The 26,474-nt window shown below is 38.5% G+C and carries 24 protein-coding genes; 13 read left to right on the top strand and 11 right to left on the bottom strand.

The window, feature by feature from the left end:
• Positions 1 to 38: 38 nt before the first annotated feature.
• From RT761_RS01175 to RT761_RS01155, 5 genes are all read right to left on the bottom strand, one after another.
• Entirely contained in the window at positions 39 to 584 is a 546-nt protein-coding gene (locus RT761_RS01175; protein WP_218112270.1) for a type IV pilus modification PilV family protein, read from the bottom strand.
• A 45-nt stretch (positions 585 to 629) separates the two neighbouring features.
• Positions 630 to 971 (bottom strand): hypothetical protein, encoded by a 342-nt coding sequence (locus tag RT761_RS01170; protein WP_218112269.1) that lies wholly within the window; start codon positions 969 to 971, stop codon positions 630 to 632.
• Positions 972 to 1,224: 253 nt separating this feature from the next.
• Positions 1,225 to 1,380 (bottom strand): hypothetical protein, encoded by a 156-nt coding sequence (locus RT761_RS01165; protein WP_218112268.1) that lies wholly within the window; start codon positions 1,378 to 1,380, stop codon positions 1,225 to 1,227.
• A 223-nt stretch (positions 1,381 to 1,603) separates the two neighbouring features.
• Positions 1,604 to 2,413 (bottom strand): nucleotidyl transferase AbiEii/AbiGii toxin family protein, encoded by an 810-nt coding sequence (locus RT761_RS01160; RefSeq protein ID WP_218112267.1) that lies wholly within the window; start codon positions 2,411 to 2,413, stop codon positions 1,604 to 1,606.
• Positions 2,410 to 3,048, bottom strand: coding sequence for a type IV toxin-antitoxin system AbiEi family antitoxin domain-containing protein (locus RT761_RS01155; RefSeq protein ID WP_218112266.1), 639 nt, complete (start codon positions 3,046 to 3,048; stop codon positions 2,410 to 2,412). The genes RT761_RS01160 and RT761_RS01155 overlap by 4 nt, the downstream gene beginning before the upstream one ends.
• A gap of 842 nt (positions 3,049 to 3,890) precedes the next feature.
• Here RT761_RS01155 and RT761_RS01150 point away from each other — a divergent pair.
• From RT761_RS01150 to RT761_RS01140, 3 genes are all read left to right on the top strand, one after another.
• Positions 3,891 to 4,277 (top strand): nucleotidyltransferase family protein, encoded by a 387-nt coding sequence (locus tag RT761_RS01150; RefSeq protein ID WP_218112265.1) that lies wholly within the window; start codon positions 3,891 to 3,893, stop codon positions 4,275 to 4,277.
• Positions 4,274 to 4,747 carry a ribonuclease toxin HepT-like protein gene (locus RT761_RS01145; protein WP_218112264.1) on the top strand — a complete coding sequence of 158 codons (474 nt, stop codon included), beginning with the start codon at positions 4,274 to 4,276 and terminating at the stop codon, positions 4,745 to 4,747. Before RT761_RS01150 ends, RT761_RS01145 begins: the two co-directional genes overlap by 4 nt.
• Positions 4,748 to 5,449: 702 nt before the next feature.
• Positions 5,450 to 6,616: an IS481 family transposase gene (locus tag RT761_RS01140; protein WP_218110800.1), complete on the top strand. Its 1,167-nt coding sequence runs from the start codon at positions 5,450 to 5,452 to the stop codon at positions 6,614 to 6,616.
• A 318-nt stretch (positions 6,617 to 6,934) separates the two neighbouring features.
• Here RT761_RS01140 and RT761_RS01135 read toward each other — a convergent pair whose 3' ends face one another.
• From RT761_RS01135 to RT761_RS01120, 4 genes are all read right to left on the bottom strand, one after another.
• Positions 6,935 to 8,083: a hypothetical protein gene (locus RT761_RS01135; protein ID WP_218112263.1), complete on the bottom strand. Its 1,149-nt coding sequence runs from the start codon at positions 8,081 to 8,083 to the stop codon at positions 6,935 to 6,937.
• 22 nt (positions 8,084 to 8,105) lie between these two features.
• Complete coding sequence (locus tag RT761_RS01130) at positions 8,106 to 8,945, bottom strand: carbohydrate ABC transporter permease (protein WP_218112262.1); 840 nt, start codon at positions 8,943 to 8,945, stop codon at positions 8,106 to 8,108.
• 53 nt (positions 8,946 to 8,998) lie between these two features.
• On the bottom strand, positions 8,999 to 9,943 hold the full coding sequence (locus RT761_RS01125; protein ID WP_218112261.1) for a carbohydrate ABC transporter permease: 945 nt from the start codon (positions 9,941 to 9,943) through the stop codon (positions 8,999 to 9,001).
• A 107-nt stretch (positions 9,944 to 10,050) separates the two neighbouring features.
• Positions 10,051 to 11,355 carry an ABC transporter substrate-binding protein gene (locus RT761_RS01120; protein WP_218112260.1) on the bottom strand — a complete coding sequence of 435 codons (1,305 nt, stop codon included), beginning with the start codon at positions 11,353 to 11,355 and terminating at the stop codon, positions 10,051 to 10,053.
• 1,008 nt (positions 11,356 to 12,363) lie between these two features.
• On the opposite strand from RT761_RS01120, the gene RT761_RS01115 reads away from it, so the two are divergent.
• The 3 genes from RT761_RS01115 to RT761_RS01105 all read left to right on the top strand — a co-directional run bounded on the left by RT761_RS01115 (position 12,364) and on the right by RT761_RS01105 (position 16,111).
• A complete protein-coding gene (locus RT761_RS01115; RefSeq protein ID WP_218112259.1) occupies positions 12,364 to 13,344 on the top strand; it encodes an ABC transporter substrate-binding protein in 981 nt (326 codons plus the stop codon).
• A 279-nt stretch (positions 13,345 to 13,623) separates the two neighbouring features.
• Positions 13,624 to 15,147 carry a sugar ABC transporter ATP-binding protein gene (locus RT761_RS01110; protein WP_218112258.1) on the top strand — a complete coding sequence of 508 codons (1,524 nt, stop codon included), beginning with the start codon at positions 13,624 to 13,626 and terminating at the stop codon, positions 15,145 to 15,147.
• A 4-nt stretch (positions 15,148 to 15,151) separates the two neighbouring features.
• Positions 15,152 to 16,111, top strand: coding sequence for an ABC transporter permease (locus RT761_RS01105; protein ID WP_218112257.1), 960 nt, complete (start codon positions 15,152 to 15,154; stop codon positions 16,109 to 16,111).
• A gap of 538 nt (positions 16,112 to 16,649) precedes the next feature.
• On the opposite strand, the gene RT761_RS01100 is transcribed toward RT761_RS01105, so the two are convergent.
• Both RT761_RS01100 and RT761_RS01095 read right to left on the bottom strand, forming a co-directional pair.
• Positions 16,650 to 17,480, bottom strand: a complete 831-nt coding sequence (locus RT761_RS01100) for an SAM hydrolase/SAM-dependent halogenase family protein (RefSeq protein ID WP_218112256.1) — start codon at positions 17,478 to 17,480, stop codon at positions 16,650 to 16,652.
• Positions 17,481 to 17,702: 222 nt separating this feature from the next.
• On the bottom strand, positions 17,703 to 18,893 hold the full coding sequence (locus RT761_RS01095) for an MFS transporter (protein ID WP_218112255.1): 1,191 nt from the start codon (positions 18,891 to 18,893) through the stop codon (positions 17,703 to 17,705).
• Positions 18,894 to 19,073: 180 nt separating this feature from the next.
• Between RT761_RS01095 and RT761_RS01090 the strand changes: the two genes are divergently transcribed.
• The 7 genes from RT761_RS01090 to RT761_RS01060 all read left to right on the top strand — a co-directional run bounded on the left by RT761_RS01090 (position 19,074) and on the right by RT761_RS01060 (position 26,474).
• Positions 19,074 to 19,625 (top strand): Gx transporter family protein, encoded by a 552-nt coding sequence (locus tag RT761_RS01090; protein WP_218112254.1) that lies wholly within the window; start codon positions 19,074 to 19,076, stop codon positions 19,623 to 19,625.
• 263 nt (positions 19,626 to 19,888) lie between these two features.
• Complete coding sequence (greA, locus tag RT761_RS01085) at positions 19,889 to 20,407, top strand: transcription elongation factor GreA (protein WP_218112253.1); 519 nt, start codon at positions 19,889 to 19,891, stop codon at positions 20,405 to 20,407.
• A complete protein-coding gene (gene lysS, locus RT761_RS01080) occupies positions 20,400 to 21,884 on the top strand; it encodes a lysine--tRNA ligase (RefSeq protein WP_218112252.1) in 1,485 nt (494 codons plus the stop codon). The genes greA and lysS overlap by 8 nt, the downstream gene beginning before the upstream one ends.
• Positions 21,881 to 22,504 carry a CtsR family transcriptional regulator gene (locus RT761_RS01075; protein ID WP_218112251.1) on the top strand — a complete coding sequence of 208 codons (624 nt, stop codon included), beginning with the start codon at positions 21,881 to 21,883 and terminating at the stop codon, positions 22,502 to 22,504. Before lysS ends, RT761_RS01075 begins: the two co-directional genes overlap by 4 nt.
• Positions 22,494 to 22,994, top strand: a complete 501-nt coding sequence (locus RT761_RS01070) for a hypothetical protein (RefSeq protein WP_218112250.1) — start codon at positions 22,494 to 22,496, stop codon at positions 22,992 to 22,994. Before RT761_RS01075 ends, RT761_RS01070 begins: the two co-directional genes overlap by 11 nt.
• On the top strand, positions 22,991 to 24,019 hold the full coding sequence (locus tag RT761_RS01065) for an ATP--guanido phosphotransferase (protein WP_218112249.1): 1,029 nt from the start codon (positions 22,991 to 22,993) through the stop codon (positions 24,017 to 24,019). The genes RT761_RS01070 and RT761_RS01065 overlap by 4 nt, the downstream gene beginning before the upstream one ends.
• Positions 24,012 to 26,474 (top strand): ATP-dependent Clp protease ATP-binding subunit, encoded by a 2,463-nt coding sequence (locus RT761_RS01060; RefSeq protein ID WP_218112248.1) that lies wholly within the window; start codon positions 24,012 to 24,014, stop codon positions 26,472 to 26,474. The genes RT761_RS01065 and RT761_RS01060 overlap by 8 nt, the downstream gene beginning before the upstream one ends.

The following is a 26,474-nucleotide window of genomic DNA, read 5'->3' as shown; positions in this document are numbered from 1 at the left end:
GTATATTGTTTTAATAATTCAGAGCTAAGTGTTTGGAATTATTTTAAAAAATATCCTAAACCATTTTTAATAATGAAAGTAGCTACAGAATATTCCTGTTCGTTGTTTTGCTCTCTTGAGAACTCTTTCCATTTAACAACTACTTTTATTAAAATCTTAGTTGCTTTATTATTATGATCTCTATCTAATGCTTCAAAATAAATATATGATTGGTTTAATGAATCTGGTAATGTATTGAATGAATTTGGAATAGTATCATCATATAAATTAGCATATGAAGCACCAACGCTAAAAATGTCATCGAAATCAATGGTTTTGGTATTCAAGCTTTCAAGTAAATCTTCAAATCGATTGTAGTAATTAATACTAGTTTTTTTTAAATGTTCCATGACATCTGAGGCTAAATTGCTGGCTAATAATAAATTTTCGTTGGCGTTTTTGGTAAGGTTGGTTCCTAAAAAAAGAGAAGAGAGGGCAAATAGTGCAAATCCTGCCAATGCTATAACAACAATAACTTCAATCATTGAAAAGCCTTTTTCATCATATTTTAATATGGTATTAAGTGTTTTTTTAAAGAATCTCATTTACAGAATACCCTCTCAGAGTGAAAATTTATAGAAAAAATCTATTTAATTCTCAACGATTTCCCCTTTTACTATTCCATTTATACTTTCTTCATTAATACTATTTCCGCTATTGTTGTATACGTTTCCCTCAATAATTCCATTTAATTCCAGTATTGATCCTTCTTGAAGTGTTAAGTTCCCAGTAATAATACCATCAACATAAAAAGTTATTCCTGGTTCGACAGTGACGTTCCCCTGAATAATACTTAATAATTGAGTATCAACAGCTATAGTCTGGTCACCTTTTAAAATTTCTTCTAAAACTACTGTTTCTGCAAAACTTACACTACCGAGAATTAAAATCAAAGACATGATAATTAGAAAGAAATTAATAGACTTTTTCATTTTTCCAACCTCCAATTAAGTTAAAGGATTTTCATTTCTTTAAATTTTTGTTATCGTAATAAACATTTTAAAATGAATAACACTATTCTTACTTTATATCGGCATTTTTTGAAAAACATTTAATCAACCCAGAAAAGGTGGTGGACTTAGAGTCGCGAGAAGAAAATAGACCATCTTCACTTTAACCTTCTCCCATCAGAAAAGACTTAGGAGACGAAGGGGAAAGGGGAGAAGGAAAAAACAAAAAAAAGCTCTAAAGTGTCATGATGCCTGTCACCAAAGTTATTAAGTTATTTCTTGGTGGATTTGGTTCAAGATTGATTCCATAAGTATCACAATCCCAGAATCCTTGGTTTTTTTCAAATAAAGGTGGTACAAAAGCTTGAAAATTTCGGTAATTTGATATCATGACATTTTAAAATCTCTCCAATTTGGGTTGTGTATCTCATACTTCATTTTAATCAAGGGTTTTAAAATCGACTTTCCCTTTTTACACAATTTTATGGACTTTATTAGGATTCTATGATCGAATGAGAATTTATTCTACCTTGGTATACATAAGTTCGAAGCAGTTTGAAAAGCAAAGTTGAGTTGTTAAACTATACCTCAATATTATCGGGAAAGATATAAAATTAAGGTTTTTTAAGAAGTTTGAGGAGATTATCCTTGGTAAAGATAGTAAGGTCAGAAGGATTTTCAAGGAAGTTTTGGAAATCATCAGTAACGGTTTTCCAATTGGTTTTTTGAATGGTGCTTATTAGAATTTGACGCCAATTTTCAGGAGTAGGGTGGTTTCCAGAATAATGAGTTTGTTTCAAAGCATTCATAAGTAAAGTAAAATTGGGGGCAATTTCTTTCCACCGGGAAAGATACCATCCCAGATCAAAGAAATCACGACCTTTGGTATAATTTCTGGTTAAAAGAGCATGGATTTTTCCGGCAAAAAGGGAAGGAACATCATAGCTGGTGAAAGAAAGTGGAAAATATTTATTGATTATATGGGATTGAATTTGAGCACTCGATGGGGGATTGGTATCAATTTCAATCTTAATTGAGATATTTTGGTCTGGAAATGATGAAATTCCCGCTTCAAATTGAAGCTTGGGGAACTTGAGGAAAGCAGATTGCACCGTTTTTTGATCGTTATAGGAAATGACTATTTCATAACCGGCAAGAATAAATTCTTTTTTTAGCCGGTTTAATAAGGTGAGGAATGAATATCTGTGTGAAGATTTTAAAATAGAAAAATCCAAATCTTCGGAATAACGGGGGAGGTGATAAACAAATCTTAAGGCTGTGCCACCAATAAATGCAAGAGTGCGGAAAGCACCTTCTTCGAAGAGAACACGAATTGTATAGGCTTGAAGATATTCCCGCATCACATTCAGCTTATTGTATGAGTTGGTTTGCTGAGATGCCAGTTCTAATAAGTAGTCTTTCATAGGAGTTTTACAATACCCTTTTGGTTAATCAGATACTGCTGGAGGGTTTTGGCAGCTGTAATAATACCGGGTTTTTGGAAACGTTGAGCATAGGCGATGAGAGTCTGATTGCTTATGATTTCACAATTTTGAAGACGCATTTCTTCCAGGAAGTCGTGAGAGATTTTGATTTTTTTGAGATAAAAATAGTCAAGGAGAGCTTTTTCAGGTTGAGCAATAAAGGCGGTTTGTTGACGGAGAATAATGGACTTGTATCCCCAAAAAATGGAGGGCTGTAAATGACGATAATCGAATACTCCAACCGGAGTGATAAACCGTCCGGATCGTTTGGTGGTTACCGAAGTATAAACTGGCACCCCCTCCGGAATAAGTCCATGAAATTCTAATGCCTTTTCAAGGCTGATGTATGATGGTTTGATAAGAATCGATGCCAGATGAGGTTCATAGACGTCAATTTTTCGGTAAATCTCGCTGAGAAGGTAGACTCCTCTTTTCACCTGAATGATTTTTCCCGCCTTTACCCACCGAACTAACTGCACTGATAAGGCGGCAGGATCAGCCGCACTGGTAAGAAGCATTTCTGATTCAATCACCGGTAAATGATTAACTTGTTTTAAAAATTCTTCCCATTTCATATCAATATATTATCATTTATGTTAAGTTATTACAACAAATAATGATATAGTTAATTTAATTAGTCGGAATTTGAAATTGGTTGGGGAAAAAGAGGACTAAGTTTTTTATTTATCCTTTAAAATTTCTATTCCATAAATACCATTTAATGAATTCTTTCATCTGTCATCCTGATCCCTCGCAATTCGAAGCCGTGAGGATCTCATCTGACACCACACCCGTCATCCTGAGCGGTGCTTTCCCGCGTGAGGATCTCATCTTTTTCTTTTTTAATTCAAAAATATTTTAAAGGATGTATTCTTCAGGCCTTTAGGAAATGAAACACCAGATTTGTCGTTTTTGTCATCACTTGTTGTTTCTTTTTATTTCGCTCACGTCTCACTTCTCACGACTCACTGATTCTATTAAATAAGAGATTGCCACGTCACTTCGTTCCTCGCAATGACGGAACAGTAAAAAATTCAAATCCCCCTTCATCCCCCTTTTCTGAAGGGGGATTTGACTTCTGAATAGTTTTTCATCTTCATCTGGTAGCTCAAAAGCAGTAGGAAAATCTATACACTAAATACAGTGACCAGTAAAAGGTGAACAGGGAGAATTTTAAGATAATGGAAGTTAGGTGTTTCATTTTATCAATCCACCCTTGGATTGATAAGTCAAACCTTTTAAAATATATTATAAAATAAAGAAGTGCAATGAGTGCATACAATTAAAGGATGATTTTTTAATCGGGGAGTTGTATGGTAAAAAGCTTGTAGTTTTATTAGAATGGAGGCAGAAAAATCTTCAGCTATGAAAACAATGGTTTTGTTTTATTAAATTTTAATAATGAGGATATTTATTTGTGACTAAAACTGCCAAGGATTTAACCCAAGAAGAATTAAAGAAATTTAAAGAAAGTTATCGACAAAGAATAATTCAACAAGACTTGAATTTAAAAAAGAGATTTGATGAAGCCTGGAGAGTTGCACAGGAAGCAGCCCAAGTTCTTTATAAAAATTATCAAGCAACCAAAGTTCAAGTCTTTGGATCTCTCCTTGATCGATCCCGATTTCATCTTTGGTCGGATATCGACCTTGCGGTATGGGGAATACCGGATGATATTTATTTACGAGCTTACGGAGCAATGATTGATTTTCATCCTCATTTTAAAATTGACCTTATTAATCCTTATGATTGTTCACCTTTACTTCGAGAAATTATCCAAAAGGAAGGTGTAGAAATTAAATGAATCCATATTTGGTTGTGGCGAGTAGGATTCAGTACGAATTTGAGGAAATTAAAAAAATTACTGAGAGAATACAACTTGGCTGGGAAAAGGCTCAAAAAACTTCAGATGATTTGTATATTGATAGCGTGGCATTGAACCTCCATGATTTTTATAATGGCTTGGAAAGATTGTTCGAATTCATTGCAGAAAATATTGATGGAATTAAGCTCTCCGGAAACCGTTGGCATCAAGAACTCCTTAGGCAAATGACATTCGCATTAAAAGGGATAAGACCAGTAGTTATCACTCATGAGCTATCAGAAAAGTTAGACGAATATCGATCATTCCGTCTTCTGGTAAGAAACGTTTATGCACATCATTTTAAGCCAGAACGAATAAAACATCTTATTGAAAATATTTCGATGGTTTTTAAAGATTGTGAAAGGCAATTAGGCGAATTTTGTCAATATTTAAGTAGTTTAGACTCTTGATGAATTTCTTATGTTGAAGCGCGATGAATCGTCTATCTGATAAATCCATTGAGTTATTTTTCTAAATAATCCTGAGCTCTCACTTTTTGAGGGTGTGTGTGAGGATACCATCTGACACCACCGGCGTCATCCTGAGGCTTCGTTTTCGAAGCCGTGAGGATCTCATCTGACACCACACCCGTCATCCTGAGCGGTGCTTTCCCGCGTGAGGATCTCATCTTTTTAGTTTTTTTTTCTTCAAAAATATTTATAAGGATGTAATCTTCAGGCCTTTAGGAAATGAAACACCAGATTTGTCGTTTTTGTCATCACTTGTTGATTCTTTTTATTTCGCTCACGTCTCACTTCTCACGACTCACTGATTCTATTAAATAAGAGATTGCCACGTCACTTCGTTCCTCGCAATGACGGAACAGTAAAAAATTCAAATCCCCCTTCATCCCCCTTTTCTGAAGGTGGGGATTGATTGCCAAATAAATATTTTCAGTGTTATTTGGTGTTACTATAAAACATGAAGGTCTATTTTGAAAATAACGGAATGATTTTTAATTGGTAACTCATATTAAGCAACTAACCAGGATCTCATTCTGGGCTTTCACCCTCATCCTCACCTTCTCGGTATGATCCGGACACATAGGTAACAGAAAGTTCCTGACACATAGGTAACACTTTGTATACTACTGGCATAAGGAGGAATGCCTTATGCCATGGACGGAGGTACACAAAGTGGATCTCAGACAAGAATTGATTTATCGTTATCTCAACAAGGAAAAGGTGACAGATTTGTGTCGAGAATATGGAATCTCTCGAAAAACCGCCTATAAGTTTATTCATCGTTTTCAAGCCTTTGGTTTGGATGGACTTAAAGATCAATCCCGACGTCCTCATCACCTGGCGGGTCAAACTGATGCCCTGACCGAGCAAATGATTCTGGATACCAAATTCAAGCATCCCAGTTGGGGAGCTAAAAAGCTCAAGCCCGCCTTGGAAAGACAGTATCCCGATATTGTCTTTCCAGCAATCAGTACCATCAGTGCCATCTTATCTCGCCATGGACTGGTGAGATCACACCCTCGTCGATTGAGAAGAAGTGTGCCAACCAGTCAACTTCGAACCAGCCATGAACCCAATGAGATCTGGTGTGTCGACTTTAAAGGACAATTTCGAACCCAAGATCGGAAATACTGTTATCCTTTAACCATCACCGATCACTATAGCCGGTATCTCCTTGCCTGTGAAGCTCTTTCCTCTCCCAGCATTCAAGAATCCCTTCCGGTCTTCAAAGAGTGCTTTTCCACATATGGTCTTCCCCAGGTGATCCGCAGTGATAACGGGAGTCCCTTTGCTTCTCTTCACTCTCCCTTTGGACTCACTCAACTCTCGGTGTGGTTAGTGAAACTCGGCATCATCTTAGAGCGCATTGATCCGGGACATCCAGAACAAAATAGCCGTCATGAACGGATGCACCGCACCTTAAAAGAAGAGGCCTGTCAAAAACCAGCCACCAATCTTTTCACCCAACAAGACCGCTTTGAAACCTTTAAAACCATCTATAACACCGTACGACCCCATGAAGCAATCAACCAAGAAACCCCAGCTTCCTGGTACCACAAAAGTGACCGGCCCTATCCAAAAACCTTAAGTGATTGTGAATATCCTCATCATACGCTCACTCGTAAAGTCGATTCCTCAGGACGGATTTCTCTTTATGGCAACCGTCTGATCAGAATCAGTAAAGTCTTTGCTGGTGAACTTCTCGGATTCAAAGACTATACTCATTCCTGGTTAGTTAGTTTCTCTACCTATGATATTGGTATAATTGATAAAAAGACCCTTACTTTTGAATCAACGGAGATTCAAGATGATTAAAAAGTGTTACCTATGTCCTTAGACTAAAGTGTAACCTATGTCCCCGTTCGTACACTCCCATCAAGGGAGAAGGAACCACGAATTTTATTTTTCTTTTTTTCCTCGCTCCTTCGTACAGAGAGGGTCAGGGTGAGGGGGATACCTATTTTCATCATCATCTTGTGACATAACATGGCATTTCGAATCCTTGGTTTTAATTGTCATCTGGTGCTGCGAAAGCAACATGAGGGGGCTATCCTAAAAAACCTATATGCGGGCATGATAAATCAAGCCCCTACCAAAGAAGATGAAAAATGTTGGGGTGACAGGCAATGATATTTACTCCCACCAATAAAACCCTTCCCAACCATAATTTTTGAGGAGTTCATGGGCTTCTTTTTCAGTTTCGCAATTAACCGAAATCAGGAGGCCTTCGGGTTTTAACGAGTCGATAACCAGGGTTACCTCGTCAGGATTACAATAAACGATAATGGCTTTTCCTTTGGCTTGAATTTTTTTATAGAGAGGAATCCATTTGGCTACTCCCGCTACGCTCTCACTGGCACCGGCAACCCACTGAATAGCTTTTAATTTAGGGATATCTAAAATCATATCCAAATGGTGAAGAGCGTCTTTCCCATCTAAATGGTAGATGGAGTAGTCTAAATAATTGATTTCGTTTTCCAATTCTTCAAGAAAGAACTCCTGGTACATATCGGTCGAAATCATCAGAGAAAGATCATTTTCCACCGGATAAAACTTCCCTGGTGCCCAGAGATTTATCCAAGCAGTCGTTCCCTCTTGTTGATCTTTAATCAGGTTGTAATAGGTTTCTTCGTAAACCCGAACCCAAACTTTCCAAAGCAATTCCATGGCTTCTTTGACGCCTTGGGGATTTTCCACCAAATCAAGACAGAGATTCTGGGGGCTGCCGCGGAGAACTGCCAGAGAATCCATGCTGGGGTGAATATCGGTTGCCCCTACGAAAAATTCTCCTTGAGAAAGCTGGGCAGCATAGCGGATAAATTCACGGGTTTTTTGCCAGTAGGGATTGTCTTCATTGATTAGCAATTGGGAAAGATTGGAGTAATCAGTTAAAACCGGGTTGCCCCATTTTGCCCAGGAAACTGAAATAACATCTTCTTTAATAAAGGAAGGTCCAGTGGCAACCGGTGGGAAAAGATCGGAAAATTCCATATCTGCTCCCAAATAGGCGGAAAAAACATCGGTTCCAAAATTGGGGAAAAAACAGGGAAAGGCTAAACCTCCGTAAAAAGTGGCTCGGAGTATCTCCCTGGCATTTTTAATGATCTTCTCGGTATTAAACTTTTCTTTTTCATGGATCCATAAATGTTTTCCAAAGAGAGTTTCTTGTGATCGAGGATTGTCCTTGGGGGCTGATACCCAAAAGGGGATTCGTCCAATGAAATCGTTGTTCCACCAGTTGAGATAATATTTTTTAACGGTTTCCCACAATTCTTGTTTCATTATCTATATCCTCCTTGGTTAGCTAATATTTTACCGCTCCAGCGGTTAACCCCCGAACCAGGTATCTTTGGGTAGCAAAAGTAATGATGATGGATGGAATCATTAAAATGGTAGCCATTGCAGTTAAACCTTGCCAGTCGACTTGAACAAACCCAATGAATTCTGAAATCACCACCGGTAAGGTTTTGGTGGAAGCCCGGGTGAGAACTAAGGCAAAAAGAAATTCATTCCAGGACCATACAAAAGAGAGAATCGCAGCTGCTGCCAGACCGGGTGCTACGCTGGGAAGCATAATTCGGTTAAAAAGCTGCCAGCGGCTGCAGCCATCAATTAAGGCGGCGTCATCTAAATCTCTGGGGATTTGGCGGAAAAAACCGGCCAGCATAAAAACGATAAAAGGTAATCCATAGGTAGCATGAGCAAATACCAAAACCTGACGAGTGTCGACCAAACCCAGACGGGAGGCGAATAAAAAGAACGAAGGAAGGAGAGCAATAGGTGGAAACATCCGAGCTGAGATGATTGCTAACGATATCCAATTATAACCGACAAACCGCCAGCGGGTGAGAGCATAAGCAGCCAGAGCTCCTAAATACATAATAATGAGAGTAACGCTACCGGCGACAATAAGACTATTCAGCAGATAACGGCTAAAGTCTTGGAGTTGAAAGACACGCTGATAATTTTCCCAAGTCGCTCGAAAGATAAGGACCGGTTTTTCAGTATAGACATCAACTCTTTGCTTAAGAGAGGTTGTCGCAATCCAAAAAATTGGAAAGATAAAAAAAAGGACGACACAAATATGGACAAAATAAAAAAGTATCCAGAAGAAAATTTTTTTATAGGTTACCGGTTTTTTCATAATCAAAGCTACCTTTCAATCTTTGAGTTTAATTCTCAATACACAGTTCCCTTTTATTTAGCCTGTTCTTGCAACTGGAGTCGAAGAGTTTTGATGAAATACCACGAGAGGGAAAGGACGGCTATAAGAAGAAAAATAGCAATGACTGAGCCCTGACCCATGTTGAAATGACGAAAAGTTCTTTCATAACTCAAAAAGCCAATGGTTTCTGTCTTGCCGCCTGGCCCTCCGCTGGTCATAACATAGATGAAATCGAAAACCCGGAAGGTATCCATTAGGCGAATAACCAGAATGAGCAGAAAATTCGGTGCCAGAAGGGGAAGGATAACTTTGGAAAGTATTTGCCAGCCCGTTCCTCCATCAATTCGAGCTGCTTCGATTGGTTCTTGAGGCAGAGCTTGCAAACTAGTGTATATCACCAAAAAAACGAAAGGTGCATTTAACCAGATATCGGTTACGATGATAGCCGGAAGGGCTAATTTGGGATCAGCCAACCAAGCTTGTTTGGAAATACCCAGCAGTCCAACAAAATAATTGACCGCTCCCCATTCTCCATTATATAAGAACTTCCAGGAGAGTGCAGCGGCGACCGGGGAAATCATCATCGGAAGGAGGATGAGGGAGATAAAAATGTTTTTTCCAGGAAAATCCCGGCTGATCAGGAGAGCGATTCCCAGTCCGATTAATAAGGTTAGGCCGGTTGAAACCACCGTGAAAACAATGGTATTGTTCAGCGATTGCCAGAATAAGGAGTCGGTAAAAACATCGATATAGTTTTTTAAGCCAACCCAACGTATCGGTTGCTGGGGTTTGTTCCAGAAGTAGCGAAGAAAAGAAAGACCAATTGTATTACACAAAGGAAAATAAACTAGAACCGCCAAACCTGCTAAAACCGGTGCAAGCATGCAAAAAGGGGTGGATTTTTCGCTGTAATGGAAACTGCCATTTCTCGACTTCTTTAACTGGGAGGGTATCGGATTATAAGCTGGAGATCGCATAATCTGACTTGTCCTTTCGGTGTTTTAAGGTTGTTCCTTAAAAAGAGCCATTAAGAATCTAAAAGTGAGATGGGAGGTTTTAACCCCTCCATCTCTAGTCGATATTCTTAATCGTAATATCCAGCATCTTCTAAGATTTTACGAACTTTTACCGCAGCCTCATCCAGAGCCGATTTAGCATCAGCTTGTCCGGTAACCACTTTCGAAACTGCTAGACCCCAGACGTCGATGATTGGAGTAATTTCAGGGATACCCGGTCTTTCCTTGGTGTGTTCAAAGCTTAAGTTGACAGCTTCTTGCCAGAGTATTTTGTCTTTTAATTCTTCAACAGTTGATAACCGGTCTACAGCGACACCAGAGGGAACTAAAATATTATCAGTATTTTCTTTGCTATTATAAAAAGCTAACCACATATAAGCCCATTCTTTGTTCTTGGAGAATTTTGAAATGGTTCCACCCCACGATCCTAACCTTGGGAAAAGAAGTTCCTTTTTCGGAAGTGGAGCATATCCAACTTTTCCCACCACTTTGGATTGGCTGGGATCTTCCATGGCTGCTCCTAAATATGGCCACATTTGAAGCATTGCCAATCTACCTTGTTGGAAGGCAGCACCACTATCGTCATTGCCCCAGTTGAGTGAGTCTGGAGGTGAAAATTTCTTAACTGCTTCGGCATAGGCTTCTAAAGATGCAACACCAATTTCATTATTAAAAATTGGATTCCAATTTTCATCGAAGTAGTCTCCACCCCATGACCAGAGCCAGGTACTCCAGGTGCTGGAAGCGAATTCACCCTGTGCAGGAGTAGTTGCAAAACCCCAAACATCAGGATATTTGGGATTATTGGTAAACTTTGCGGCGATTTCAAACAACTCATCATAGGTTTCCGGGGGTTTCAATCCTTCGGCTTCAAAAAGGTCTTTTCGATAGAAAAGGATTTGGGTGGTTCCATGATGAGGGATCCAGTAAATATTCCCATCCTGAGAAACCAGATTCACGACGCTGGCAGGATAATCTTCGATATCAAACTTCGGTAAGTTGGGGTTATCCCAAAATTGGTTAAGTGGTTCAATGTAGTCAGCATAGATAAACTCAAGTGACCATAAGCCCGGGATAAAAATGATGTCATAGGTTCCAGTTCTGGCGGTAAGATCGGCGATAATTTTTTCATGTAGATTTGACCAGGGAATCGCATTGATTTCAACTTTTATACCGAATTTCTCCTCAAAAAGCTTACTCACCTCTATGGCGGCTTTTTGTTCTACGGGTTCAAACAGTACAATCGTTAATTTCTCTGGTTTTGGTGCAGTTGGAACTTTACTAAAGTCTGGTTCAGCAGCCAAGAGTAGGCTTGCTCCAAATGAAAGAGTAACTATAACAATCAGTAAAGTAAACCAAAAAAATTTTTTCATTTTTTCCCTCCCTTTGCTTTAATAATCATAGTATATATTTATCCCTTCTTATTTTCAACGATTTCAACAATTGACACTAAAGTCAGGTTTTGGCATTAGATGAAAATGAAAGTTACTTATATTTAAAGTCGTCAATTCAATAAACAGAGTGAATTGAAGATCTTATCCACCCGCTCCGTCATTATGAAGAACGTATTGTGCGACGTGAGAATCCCATCCTTTCATATTCACCTATTCCACAATTTCTCAATCCTACAAATAATAAAAGATGACTCATGAAATTGCCAACGACCTCAAAAAACGAGGTCTCGCAATGCCAGATTGGGTCGATGAGATCCTCACGCCCTCGAAAAGCGAGGGTTCGGGATGACACAAGACTATAGTTCCTTCTCCCTTGATGGGAGAAGGTGAGGATGAGGATGAAAGGCTGGATTATAACCCAAGTATGGTTTTTTGAATTTAAAACTCGATAAGAGATTTAAGTTCCCCCTCACCTTAATCCTCTCCCACCAGGGGAGAGGAAAAAAAGAGAAAAACGGAAGAAGGTGAGGAAGGGACCTGGATTCGACATGCCATGGCATGTCGCTACATTAATTAAAGAATGGGCAAATGCATTGTACCCTTACAATTTTATAATCTTTGGTAGGGACTTGATTTATCATGCCCGCGGGATTCTAGGATAAACCCTATGCCACTTATTTTTATTTAAACGAAAATGGAAAATACCTACTTAGGTATCAAATTCCCCCTTTAGCAAAGGTCATAAAGGAGAATTTAAAAAATTAGAAAAATAAACCTTTAAAGGGGGGTTTGTCCTAATCACGATGATTTAATATTAATTATTGGACTCTATAAATGTAAAATTGTATAATAATTTTGAAAATATAATTGGGTAGAATTATTTTGCAAACCAATAAAAGGAGGTGGTATCTATCGATTAATGATGAAAGGAGGGAGTTAGTACTTAAAAAAAGTTAATACTAAACACAATATGAGGAGGGTCCTAAAATGCGTAAAATTATGTTAACATTGATTATGGTGTTTTTCCTCTTGGGAACTGCTTTTTGTTATGCTGCCGATGTTGAACCCTATGATGTAGCATTTATTATTAAGGCAACTGACTCAGATTTCTGGCAATACACTATTGTTGGTGCAAAAAATGCTGAGTTAGATCTTAAAGGCTTGGTCAAAGTAACCGTTTATGGTCCACCTTCTGAATCTGATATTGATGAGCAAGTGGCTATCTTGGAGAATGTTGTTAGTACCAAACCTGATGCCATTGTTATTGCATCAACCAGTGCGGAAGCTACCTCTTTGGTCCTTGATGGTGCTTACAAACAGGGCATAAAAGTCATCTTGATTGACAATTTTGTTTATGACACAGAATATAATTCCTTCTTGGCAACGAACAACAAAGTAGGAGGGTCCCTTGCTGCTGAAAAACTAGTCGAATCTCTCGAAGCGGCTGGAAAACCTCTGCAAGGGAAAATTGGCCTCATTAGCGCCATGGCTGGAGTTCCGGTTCTTATTGAGAGAGACGATGGGTTCAGAGACAAACTTAAAGAGTTAGCTCCAGATCTTGAAGTTCTTTCTACCCGATATGTGGATAACGATATTGCTGTCGCTGCTAATGCAACCGAGGATCTTTTAACTGCAAATCCTGATTTAATAGGCTTCTTTGCCGATAACAACCATACTGGCGATGGTGTTTCGAGGGTGATCGAGGAACGGAGTCTACAAGATAAAATTATTGCAGTCGCCTATGACTCCGATCCCCAGGAAATTGATGCCTTGCGAAGTGGAGCATTGAAAGCCCTTATTCTTCAAGATCCACATGGTATGGGTTACAAAGGTGTCATGTTTGCTTTTATGGCAATTAATGGCGAACCACTACCACAGTATTATGACACTGGAGTATACGTAGTTACCAAGGAAAACCTTGATGATTCAATATGGATTCTTGATCCTTTCTCCAGAAAAAAATACTAATAGATTGAATGAAATAGCGGGTGGTTATAATCCACTCGCTATTTCATTTCTATTTAATTATCAAAGAAGAGAAGCACTTTAAGAGTATTTTCTTAGGTTCAAATAAGCGTACTGCTTTTTTGCAATATGGCTTTATTTTGTTGGGATTGAAATGATAATTAAATAATACGGTTTTGACTTGGATTAAAAAAGAAGGAATTTAAACTTCTTAATCTTTTTAAAACAGACTATTTGAAAAAAAATCCGCAGTGATCATTTTCAAACTAAAGGAGAGGTCTTATGTCCTTCGGAAAAGAGATCTTAAGGCTCGACAATATTTGCAAATCTTTTCCCGCAGTGAAAGCTTTGGATCAGGTGAACCTTTCAGTGAGAGCGGGTGAGGTCCGAGGGCTGGTTGGAGAAAATGGTGCGGGGAAATCAACCCTCATTAAGGTGGTTACTGGGGCTTATATCAAAGACTCAGGAAAGATGATATTTGAAGATAAAGAAGTCTCAAGGAATTCACCAATTATTTCAAAAGAATTAGGAATATACGCAGTTTACCAGGATGTAATGGTTGCTCAAGATCTGAGTGTAGCTGAGAATTTTTTTCTGGGAAATCAACCAAAAAGAGGGCCATTTATTGACTGGGGAAAAATGCATAGGGAATCCAAGAAATTCCTTGAAGAGATAGAAGTCGATATAGATGTAAAAAGAAGCATAAAAGAGTTAAGTGCTGCTGAGGGGAAAATGATTACCATTGCTAAAGCCCTTTGGCAAAACCCAAAACTGGTCATATTTGATGAACCGACTGCGGTGCTCACTCGAAATGAAACCAAAATTTTGTTTCGAATTATTAAAAATTTAAGGGAAAAAGGCTCGGCCATTATTTATATTTCCCATAACCTTGAAGAAGTTTTTGATACCTGTGATACCGTAACCGTGCTCAAAGATGGGGCAGTGGTAGGAACCTATACTACTGAAGAATTAGGAAGCGTAGAAAAGCTTATTCCTTTGATGGTGGGTAGAGCCATTGAAGAAATGTATTATAAAAAAGAAGTTGCAATTGGTCAGGAGCTCCTTCGGGTTGAAAACCTTTCGGGAAGCAAATTTAAGAATATTACTATCAATGTTAAAGCTGGAGAGATTTTGGGCATATTTGGTTTAGTTGGAGCGGGAAGAACTGATATCGCCAGAGCAATCTTTGGTGCTGATAAATTTGATAAAGGAAAGATAATAGCCAACGGAAAGGAAATATCTATAAGAAAACCAAAAGATTCGTTAAAAAGTGGAGTTGGTTATCTTCCTGAAGACCGAAGAAATCAGGGAACTTTTGCGCAGCAAGATATCGAATTTAATGTTAATGCTATAAACCTGGATAAAGTTATGAAAGCTGGAATATTGAATTACAAAAAGGCTTACGAACAAACCAAAGAATACGTTGATAAGCTCTCTATCAAGATTGGGAGCGTATATCAAAAGGTATCTGATTTAAGCGGGGGGAACCAACAAAAAGTTGTTATAGCCAGGTGGTTATGTAGAAACCCTGATGTTCTTATTTTTGACGAACCAACAGCTGGAATTGATGTGGGTACCAAGGCGGAAATTTATAGGCTTTTCAATGAAATTCTCAATCAAGAGAAAGGAATTATTTTAATATCATCGTATCTGCCGGAATTGATAGGATTATCGGACCGGATTCTGGTGATTTCTAATGGTATGGTCGCTGGTGAAGTGGAAAGGAAGGATTTCTCGGAGGAATATCTTCTAACCTTGGCGATGAAAAATATTGTTTCAAAAGAAAAAATCAGGGAGGCAGTATAAGGTGATGAAAAGCAATCAACGTAAGGCCTTCGCCGAAAGAAACCTTTTGATAATATTAGCTGTTATGGCAGTTTATCTTACCATAGCAACCAAAGGTAATTTTTCCTCGTGGGATAATATTACCAATTTGATTCGACAATCATCGATCAATGGAGTGGTTGCTATAGGGATGACCCTTATCATTATTACTGGGGGCATTGACCTTTCAGTCGGTTCTATTGTTGGTTTATCCGGAATGGTTTATGCGCTTTTAACTTCTAACCGGGGCGATATTCAGATGGCTTCATCCCTGGCAATTATACTTGCTCTGGGAGTTTCAGCGTTAATCGGGTTAGCGAACGGGGTAGCAGTGCATAACGGTAAAGTACCACCTTTTATTGCCACCTTGGGAATGATGACTTTGGTGAGAGGGATTGTCATGTATTCATCCAGCGGTAGGATGATTTCCGGTCTCCCGATGGAATTTAGAGAATTTTCAGTTGCAACCATGCTGGGTATTCCAGCCCTTGCCTGGACCTGGATTTTTTTAGCTATTTTTATGGCTTTTGTTTTAAAATACACTATGTACGGGAGAAATCTTTATGCTATAGGTAGTAATATTGAAGCTGCCAGGTTATCAGGGATAAATATTGGTTCTAATTTATATAATTTTTATGTTACTGCCGGTCTTTTTAGTGGTATAGCCGGTTTAATGCTTGGGACCAGGATGGCGGCTGGCGTGCCAACCGGTGGACAGGGTTATGAACTTGATGCGATCGCTTCAGTGGTTATCGGTGGGGCGAGCCTTAGTGGGGGAGTGGGATCAATATTTGGTACTGCGCTGGGTGCCCTTATCATCCAAACCTTGAGAAATGGTGGTAACCTATTAGGTGTTGATCCATTTATTATGCAGATCATTATTGGTGCGATTATTATCCTCGCCGTTTTCTTTGACCAGTATTTAAAAGGAAGAAAGACAGGATAGAACTTCATGTTACTTTATGGGAACACCTAATGAGGATCAATAAAGAGCCATTAGGCGAAGAGGAGAATGAAAAAAATTAAAGAATAAAAGAAAAATTAAAAGATGAGATCCTCACGCGGAAAAAGCACCGCTCAGGATGATGTAAGACTATAGTTCCTTCTCCCTTGATGGGAGAAGGTGAGGATGAGGGTGAAAGGCTGGATTATAACCCAAGTATGGTTTTTTGAATTAAAGGCTCGATAAGAGTTTAATTTCCCCCTCACCTTAATCCTCTCCCACCAGGGGAGAGGAAAAAATAGAGAAATGGTTCTCCCACCAGGGGAGAGGAAAAAAGAAGAAAAATAGGAGAAGGTGAGGATGAGGGTGAAAGGCTGGATTATAACCCAAGTATGGTTTTTTGAATTAAAGGCTCGATAAGAGTTTAATTTCCCCCTCACCTTAATCCTCTCCCACCAGGGGAGAGGAAAAAAGAAGAAAAATAGGAGAAGGTAAGGATGAGGGTGAAAGGCTTGGTTTATCATGCCGGTGTTTTTTCGCGTTAGGTTTTTTTATTTATGAATATTTTTTTCTTGTTAATGATTGATATTTGGTTAATATCTTTATTATCAAGTAGAACTTCCCTAGCATTTCCTTGGTTCACAGCTATCTCGACAAAATCTGAGCTGTCAGTATGAACTAAAATTTGTCCTTTTTTAGACAATCCGTATGCCTCGAAAAAAACCGCATTAAAAGAGCACTCATTAATCATAATATCCAAAGGATCTCCTGGTTGTAGTTCAAAATTATTCAACAATTGTCCTGGGATATTGGTTTCTATATTGCCAAAACGGTCACAAAAAGCGACTTCACCGGTTATGGTGTGGTTATGAAATTTAGGTCGGTTGACCGAAAGAGTTCGGAGGGAATCCACGGTCGGTCCAAAATGCTCTAAGGGAACACCCATTGAAAGGCGTGCGCTTACTGGAGCAAAAATATCTCGTCCATGGAAGGTACTACTGGGATTTAGCCGAAAAAAGTAGGAAGGATTCTGGAGAATGACTGCCTTTTTTATAGAGTACTGTTCGATAAGGAGGGTAAAGGTTCCATTATCCGGTCCAACTAAAAACGAACCATTAGTAAGCTCGACGGCAACTGGAAAACGTTCAGTGCCTACTCCGTAATCGACTACTGAGCAAAAGATTGTTTCGGGAGGAAAATCAGGAAAAGTACGATGAAGAATATACATGGCTTCACGGATATTGAAAGGTTGAATATCGTGACTGATGTCAATGATTTCAACACCTGGGTTGATCTGCTTCATAACTGATTTTGCAATTCCTACATAATAACTGGCCATTCCCCAATCGGTTAAAAAGGCGATGAAACGCATCTTTAGCCTCCATAATTCCAATCATTTTTAGAAGAGTTGGTATGATTATTATATATTATCTAGTAAATTAGTGAGAAGTGAGTGGAGAGTAGAATAATAATTTAAAATTTGAGGCTTTGAAAGCGTGAAAATCATAAAACACACCTCTTCCTTTGGATATGGTGAGAAAGAGCAGTTGGATCAAAGGGAAAAAAGACCTGGCTGCAAAATAGTTGCTGATGTTTATAGAAATAAAATAAGAATCAAAGCCGAGATAAATGTCATTGATCCTCCGAATAGAAAAGTTGCCGAAGGGCCAAAAGCGCTCCAAAGCAATCCCCCGATTAAAGAAGCCGGAAAGAGGCCAATTCCCAGTATGGTTGCGTGAAGACCGATTAAAGTAGCTCTCCTTGAAGCAGGTGAAAGTTCTGAAACCAATGCTTTAGCAACCCCTTCGGTCATACCGATATAGAAACCATAGAGGATCATGGCCGGGATAATAAAGCCGGGAGTAAAACCAATTACATAATAAGTGATGCTGTAAAGGAGAAACCCTCCAGCTAATATCCACTTGCGACCAATTTTATCAGAAAGCCATCCTGCCGGATAAGAAACCACCATATATACAATATTAAAGAGCAGATAGAGAAGTATGACTTGAGCAGCGCTATATCCTAAATCAGGTTCAGTTGCTCTTAATAAGATAAACTGGTCGGAGGAATTTCCCAAAGTAAATAAAAAGGTGGCGAGCAGGAAAATCTTCAGCTTGTGATCCAGGTTGAGAAATGAGTTCCAAGAAAGCAGAGCATGAGTACTTTTTTTACCGCTGCCGGTTTCAATGGTCAAAAAGAGAACAACTACCCCAATCGCTGCTGGAATAAGGCTGAGAAGAATAATAAGACGAAAGGTAGGAACATAAAAAGCCGAATGACCTGATTGTTGGGCAGCTTCTTGAATACGAAAGAGGAAGAAAAAAGTAATGAGTGTTCCGATCACGGCACCCATTGAATCCATGGTACGATGGAGACCAAAAGCCTTTCCCTGATTATTCCCTTCGACTGATTCTGAAATCATGGCATCACGGGGTGCAGTGCGCACACCTTTTCCAAAACGATCAGAAAATCGTCCGGCAAATATAAAACTCCAACCATTGGCTAAATAGAACAGAACTTTTCCTATAACAGAAAAGGAGTAGCCAGCAATTGCTAAAGGCTTTCTTTTGCCGATTCGGTCAGCAAAAGCTCCGGAAAACACTTTGAGAATCGACGCCGTTGACTCGGCAACACCTTCAATGACTCCTAAAATAGCCGGGCTGCCTCCCAGGGCTTTTAAATAAAGAGCAATGATTGGGTAGATCATTTCCGAGCTGATATCAGTCAGGAGTGAAGTTAAACCGGTAATGAGAATGTTTTTTCTTTTATTTTTTTTGTCCATTTCAACATCACCATTGGTTTATAATATCTTTAAATTTAAAAAGCTCTTTTTAATAAAGGAGTTGAAATAACAGCTTTATTGAACTTGTCCATTCATATTTTAAACCAAATATGACAGCTGTCATTCCCAAAGAAACCAGGAAATAAAAAAATTATAGTATATTTGGATATGAGATAAAAAATGGAAAATAATCGGTTGGTTATTAAATCAAACAGAATTAATCGATTAATATATGTTGCCATTTTGGTGGCAATGGGAAGTGTTTTGCATGGATTGGAAAGCTTGATCCCGCTTCCTAATTTATTTATTCCCGGAGCGAAATTAGGCTTTGCTAATATTGTCACCTTGATAGCTTTGGTATTGTTAGGCCAAAACGAGGCTTTATTGGTTGCTTTATTAAGGGTTTTTTTAGGAGGACTAATTTCCGGAAACTTTCTCAATATTGGGTTCTTTCTTTCATTGAGTGGAGGATTATTTGCCTGGTTGGGAATGAAAATGACGAGTAAGGCCACCGAATCAGTTCTCATCATCAGCATGTTTGGAGCCCTTTTTCATAATATCGGCCAGATTATTGTTGCTTATTTGTATATACAAAGTACTCATATTTTTTGGTATTTACTATTGCTACTTCCCTTTGCTATTCTAACCGGTTTATTCACCGGTTATATTTCATCTCTTGCCATTCATTATGTAAAAAATTCCTCGACTTCGCCGAACAAAAATTATAAATAGGGGGAAAATTATCGGTAAAAGAATTGATCATTAAGAATATTCATTTTTCAATGTTGTCAGTAGAAAAATAAAAAATGACTTGAATCATAGTTAAGAAAAAAGTATAATTCATATTTCAATAACAATGATATCCTTCCGCGAGAAAAAACAGCAGCAATGAACCTTCCAAAGCGAGATTATCTCCTTGGGGATAACTTGACAACCCAGTAAGCATTTTATATGGTATTTCGATAGCGGAAAAGCTTTTCAGGAGGTTTTAATTGATGGAGAAGAAAAAATTGGACGAAAAGATTATGCTAACTAAAGAGGGATATGAGATTTTGGAAAAAGAGTTAAAGCATCTCAAAACGGTGAAGCGAAAAGAAGTTGCAGAAAAGATTAACCAAGCTTTAGCATTCGGTGATTTAAGCGAAAATGCTGAATATGAAGAAGCTAAAAATGAGCAAGCCTTTATTGAAGGACGTATTTTGGTTTTGGAAGAAAAGCTAATGAAAGCGACAATCGTCGAAGAACAAACTGGGGGAAATTCAGAAAAAATCCATTTAGGGGTGCGAGTGATGCTCGAAAATCTCAACAGTGGAAAACAGATTGAGTACTCAATAGTTGACTCAGTGGGAGCTAATCCTTCTCTCCAAAAGATTTCCTTTGAGTCACCTTTGGCTCAAGCTCTGATTGGAAAGACCAAGGGAGATGAGATTGAATTAAAGGTACCTGCTGGAATGGTAAAATATCGAGTGATAGATATAAAGAAAAAGGAGGTAAATCCGTTTAATCATGAATGAAGAAGCGCAGGAGCAGTTCGACCAAATAAATGTTGAAGAACAAACTAAAAAATTACATGAATTAAGAGATTTAGGTATTGATCCCTACGGAGTACCCTTTCCCGAGAAAAATTCCATTCAAGGCATTCGATCTCATCCAGATAAATATCTGGACCAAGATGTTCTCTTGCGAATTGCCGGTAGAATAATGGCTATTCGCCGTCACGGAAAAGCCATATTCGCTGATGTACAAGATCGTTTGGGAAGGATCCAAATCTACGTTAAGAAAGATACTGTTGGTGATGATTCTTTTGGGATATTTAAAAGTTTGGATGTGGGAGATGTTATTGGATTAGAAGGAAAATTACTTAAAACCCACAGTGGTGAGCTGACTATTGTTGTTGAAAATTTTAGTCTTCTTAGCAAATGTTTACATCCACTTCCAGAGAAATGGCACGGATTAAGAGAAGTTGAAGTGAGATATCGAAAGCGCTATCTCGATTTAATTATGAATCCTGATGTCAGAGAAGTGTTTCAAATACGTTCCCAAGTGTTAAGTGAGCTCCGAAAATATTTAGATGAAAGAGATTTTTTGGAAGTTGAAACTCCGATGATGCAACTCATACCTGGAGGGGCATTGGCTCGTCCCTTTGTAACTTTTCACAATGCTCTTGGTTTAGATTTATACCTCAGGATTGCTCCAGAACTTTATCTCAAACGTCTTATTGTGGGTGGCATGGAAAAGGTATATGAAATAAACCGAAATTTTCGCAATGAGGGGATATCGGTTCGTCATAATCCGGAATTTACCATGTTAGAGCTCTACCAGGCTTATGGAAACTATGAGACGATGATGAATTTATGTGAACAAATGTTGTCATCGATTGTATTTTCAATTTTGGGGACTTATGAAGTAAATTTCCAAGATATGACTATTGATTTTACCCCTCCATGGCGAAGATTAAACCTTCGAGAAGTTATCCAAAAAGAAGGCGGAATAGATATTTTTAATGATAGTGTTGAAACTCTATATCAACGAGGGAAAAAAGCCGGCTTAAACTGTGACCAAACTTGGGATCGGGGAAAATACGTTAATGAATTTTTAGATATTTTTGTTCAACCGCACCTGGTTAATCCAACTTTTGTTTTAGAATATCCGGTTGAAATATCACCATTAGCCAAAGCGAAAAAAAATGATCCCTTGGTTGCGGAACGATTTGAGCTTTTTATTGGTAAGGAAGAATTAGGAAATGCCTATAGCGAGCTGAACGATCCTATCGAACAAAAGAAGAGATTTTTAGATCAAGTTCAAAAAAGAGACAGGGGTGACGTCGAAGCCCATCTTATTGATCAAGATTATATAGAAGCTCTTGAATATGGGATGCCACCTACTGGTGGAATGGGAATTGGCATTGATCGACTGGTTATGCTTTTAACCAACTCGCCTTCGATTCGGGAAGTTATTTTCTTTCCTATTCTCCGACCGAAAGTTGATTGACAATCGGGAAGATTATTCCTATAATAGTAAATGTCAATAATGGTCAAAAAAGAATATTGCAGTTTGAGGCAGTATTGTTGCTGGTTGGAATTGCCAGAACGACCGAAAATGGGAGGTCGGTAGAGGTGTACTCCCTTTGCGACTCTATTGAAAAATATTTAATTCGACTCATTAAAAAATCACCTAACAACACTGTTACTATCCAAAGGGGCAGGGTGGCTGAGGAGTTTGATTGTGCGCCTTCTCAAATCAATTATGTATTGATGACCCGTTTTAATGTTTTTAAGGGCTTTATTGTCGAAAGCCGAAGGGGAGGAAGCGGGTATGTCAAAATACAACAAATACAAATGGATCGGTTGGAACCAGTAGTTAATTTTCTTGAAATATCCGAAAAAGATATCAAAGAAAGTGAAGTAGAAAGTTTATTATTATGGTTAGAGAGAGAGGGATTTATTACCTCAAGAGAAGGTTCCTTGATGAAAGCGGCGATTATAGATACTTTTAATAAACTTAACTTTGATTCACTCCTTTCGGTTCGGGATGTGAACATATTGCGGTCCAACATCCTTCGAGAAATGCTTCTTCAAGTTTTAAAGGTTGGGTATGATTATGAAATGTGAACTGTGTAATGATAAGATTGCCAGTATAGTTTTTTTTGTCTTAGATAAGGAAGAGAATATTGAAAAAAAACTTTATTTGTGTGAATTTTGTGCCAATACGGTTCCAGTATCATGCTTGGTAACCAACCAGAATCAAAAACCACTACACCTAAAGAAATTTTCCCTGCCAAAAGAAACTGATAAGAACACATCTCGTTTGTCTTGCAGCTATTGTCTCACATCTGCAAAAGATTTTTTAGAAAGTGGTTTGTTGGGGTGTGCTCATTGTTATGGTACTTTTCAGGAACTAATACGGGATTTTATTATTGATAAGCAACCAGAACTCATTCATCGTGGGAAAGTCCCTGTTCGGTTATTTCGGAGAAAAAAAATAAAAAGAGATATCGATCAAATGAAGCAAATATATCAAAGATGTCTTGAAGAAGAAAATTATGAACAAGCTAGTGGTGTAGTCCGAAGACTCAAGAAGTTTGAGTCCTATCTAAGATGACAATATTCTTTCCCAAGTTTTTTTCTCAAAAACCAGGCGAATTGTCAAAGGTTATTTCTCGAATATCTTTATCTCGTAATATAGAAGGTATTCCATTTCCCAACCGAGCAACGTCAATCTGGATTGAAGATCTCAAACAAAGAATTAGAAATCTCTATCAAAAATTTTTTGCTCCCAAAAAATATCAATGGGTGCAACTTGATACGGTGCCAAACAATGTGCTTCAGAGGTTTTATTATCAAAACTTAATCCCCAGAGAGGTACTGGAAGATCCATCGAATCGGTATTTGATTTATTCGAATTATAAGGGGATATTAATAAATTATCTGGATCATCTCCAAATTTTTTCAGTTACTACAGGCTTAGATTTGAATCGAATTTACCAAGATGTCAATAAATTAGATAATATCATTGAAAAAAACATTGATTATGCCTTTTCTGAAGAATGGGGGTTTCTTACTTCGCATGTAAATAAAGTCGGAACAGGGATGGATCTATCAGTAACCATTCATCTTCCGGCTTTATCTTTGCTTTACGGTGAGAACCGTTTTATCCAATGGATGACAGATAAAAATTTACTGGTTAAGAATTTCCGCGGAGAAGATGGTGTTATTGGTCATATTTATCATTTTTCCAATATTCATTCTTTAGGGGTTTCTGAGTGGCAGATTATAAGTGATTTAAAGAAGTTCGGATGTACGTTGTCAAAGTGGGAAAAACAAGTTCGTGAAGCTTTAAAGAATAATCCACCCCGAAGTCGGGAACTTGAAGAAACGGTTATGATAAAAGGAAGACAACTGTATCGTAGTAGTCATTTTTCGTTAAAAGATATTTTTGATTTTCTTTCAGTTTGGGCATTAGCCTGGCAATGTGGAATATTTTCACCGCGTAAAGGTTTAAAATTATTAGAAGTAAGACAGATATTGCAAAAAATCTGGGGAAACGATACCAGTTTAAAACAAGAATGTTTGAATATTTTGCGTTTTTTCAGAGTTATCTCTGGGGAGGAACTTTACGATGTTTGAGCGATATACCGAAAGAGCCAGAAAGGTAATTATATTGGCTCAAGACGAAGCCGTGCGCCTCAAGCACAATTATATAGGGACTGAACATCTTCTTTTAGGTTTATTAAGAGAAAGAGAAGGAATTGCGGCTAAAATTCTCGAAAGTCTTGATATTAGTGTCGAAGCGGTTCGAAATGAATTAGAAAATTTTGTTGACCGGACTGAATATCAAGGCGCAACTGAGGTAGCTTTTACACCACGTGCCAAGAGAGTATTGGAACTAGCTTTAGACGAGACACGTCGTTTATCGCATAAATATGTCGGGACCGAACATATTCTGCTTGGTGTTTTTCGAGAAGGAGATGGAGTAGGTGCCCAGATCCTCAGGAGGCTCGGGCTTGATATTGAAACCGTCCGAATGAGATTGAATCAAATATTAAATGAAAATTCCCAACAGCAAGATCCCTTTGCACCGGCTAGTCAAGCTAAAAGAGAGAGTAAAACACCGATTTTGGATGAATTCAGCCGAGACCTAACTCAGCTTGCCAAAGAAGGAAAATTAGATCCAGTTATTGGTCGAGAGAGAGAAATAGAAAGAGTTATTCAAATCTTGAGCCGAAGAACGAAGAATAATCCGGTTTTGATTGGTGAACCGGGGGTTGGAAAAACCGCTATTGTTGAAGGATTAGGTCAAAAAATTATTAAAGGTGAAGTTCATGAAATACTAAAAAATAAAAGAGTGGTTAGTCTTGACCTAGCAGCAATTGTCGCTGGAACCAAATATCGAGGTGAATTCGAAAAAAGGCTTAAGAAAATTATTTCTGAAATAGTTCAAACCAGGGAAATCATTCTGTTTATTGATGAAGTTCATACCTTGGTTGGTGCTGGTGCTGCGGAGGGAGCCATTGATGCTGCCAACATACTAAAACCGGCTTTAGCCCGCGGGGAATTGCAAGCCATTGGGGCAACAACGATTACCGAATATCGAAAATATATTGAAAAAGATTCGGCATTGGAAAGACGTTTCCAGCCGGTGTACGTCGACGAGCCGTCAGTAAAAAGTAGTATTGAAATTTTGAGAGGAATCAAAGAACGTTATGAGGAACACCATCGGGTTGAAATAGTCGACGAAGCTCTCAAAGCATCGGTTCATCTTTCACAACGATACATTAGCGATCGTTACCTTCCAGATAAGGCTATCGACGTAATGGACGAGGCAAGCAGCCGGGTTCGTCTCCGAGCAACAGTTTTACCGGATGATTTAAAGCAATTGGAAAAAGAGATTGAGGAAACCCGTGTCAAAAAGGAAACATCGGTAAAACAGCAGGATTTTGAAGAAGCTGCAACCCTGAGAGATCTCGAAGATCAATTAAAGAGAAAATACCGGAAAAATAAAGACGAATGGTTGCAACAGATCGATACCATGCGTCCGTTGGTAACGGAAGAAGACATCGCAGCAGTGGTAGCCAACTGGACTGGAATACCGGTTTCCCGGTTGGCACTCGAAGAAAAGCAACGTCTGGTCAATATGGACGAAGAAATTCATAAACGTTTAATCGGACAGGATGAAGCAGTGAAAGCAGTATCTCGAGCGATAAGAAGGTCTCGAGCAGGTCTTAAAGACCCCCGTCGACCAATCGGTTCATTTATCTTTTTGGGTCCATCTGGAGTAGGAAAAACTGAATTAGGGAAAGCATTAGCGGAATTCCTTTTTGGGAAAGAGGATTCACTCATCACTCTTGACATGTCAGAATATATGGAAAAGCATACCATATCCCGGTTAATTGGTTCTCCTCCTGGATATGTTGGTTACGATGAAGGTGGACAGTTGACAGAAAAAGTTCGACGACATCCTTACTCGGTCATTTTATTTGATGAAATTGAAAAAGCCAGTCCGGAAATTTTTAACATTCTTCTTCAAATTCTTGAAGAAGGACGTTTGACCGATGCTCAGGGAAGACCCGTAGACTTTAAAAATACCGTTATTATCATGACATCCAATTTAGGTGCTCGGATGATCTCATCTAATGTTTCCATTGGTTTTGGAAATACGACCGATGAAGGTTGTACTTATGAAGACATCAAGCATAAAGTCATGGAAGAGGTAAAGCGAGTATTTGTTCCTGAGTTCCTTAATAGAATTGATGAATTAATAGTATTTAAACCCTTAAAGCAGGAAGAAATTGAGAAAATTGTTGATTTAATGATGAAAGAGACGATCAAACGTCTTGCTGAACAATCAATAACCGTTGAATTAACGCCGGAGGCACGTACAAAAATTGCTAAAGAAGGGTATGATCCAAACTTTGGTGCTCGACCACTAAGAAGAGCGATCCAACGAATGGTGGAGGATCCAATCTCGGATCTCATTTTAAAAGGAACATTTAAAGAAGGAGACCGGATTTTGATCGGACTAGAAGAAGAATCCCTTCGCTTTGATAAAATGTTGCCTCTTGAGCTATCGTTAAAGGATTAG

The sequence above is a fragment of the Atribacter laminatus genome, assembly GCF_015775515.1.
Lineage (GTDB): Bacteria > Atribacterota > Atribacteria > Atribacterales > Atribacteraceae > Atribacter > Atribacter laminatus.
The sequence above is the reverse complement of the archived record's forward strand: the minus strand, read 5'-3'. Positions and strand labels throughout refer to the sequence as shown.